Below are 479 nucleotides of genomic sequence, written 5' to 3'. Positions count from 1 at the left end.
CAAGGTTGAGGTCACGAGTTCGAACCTCGTGTGTCGCTCCAAATTTATAGTTGTCATCGTACTCAACGGTGACGAATGCGACACTAGCTCAGTTGATTGAGCGCAGCTTTGCCGAGGTTGAGGTCACGCCTCTCTGTTTATGAATAGGGAACCTCGTGTGTCGCTCCAAATTTATAGTTGTCATCGTACTTAACGGTGAAATACGGACGCGGGGTGGAGCAGCTTGGTAGCTCGTCGGGCTCATAACCCGAAGGTCGTCGGTTCAAATCCGGCCCCCGCAACCAATGCGACACTAGCTCAGTTGGTAGAGCGCAACCTTGCCAAGGTTGAGGTCACGAGTTCGAACCTCGTGTGTCGCTCCAAATTTATAGTTGTCATCGTACTCAACGGTGACGAATGCGACACTAGCTCAGTTGATTGAGCGCAGCTTTGCCGAGGTTGAGGTCACGCCTATCTGTTTATGAATAGGGAACCTCGTG

General features: G+C 51.4%; 2 tRNA genes. Both read left to right on the top strand.

Annotated features, from left to right (window positions below):
- Positions 1–207 precede the first annotated feature (207 nt).
- Positions 208–284 (top strand) — tRNA-Met (locus tag QTO00_RS20790).
- Between the two features lie 2 nt (positions 285–286).
- A tRNA-Gly gene (locus tag QTO00_RS20785) sits at positions 287–362 on the top strand.
- Positions 363–479: the final 117 nt, after the last annotated feature.

Origin of the sequence: Vibrio sp. M260118 (genome assembly GCF_036533755.1) — a bacterium.
Classification (GTDB): domain Bacteria; phylum Pseudomonadota; class Gammaproteobacteria; order Enterobacterales; family Vibrionaceae; genus Vibrio.
This window is presented reverse-complemented; position numbering and strand designations above follow the sequence as displayed.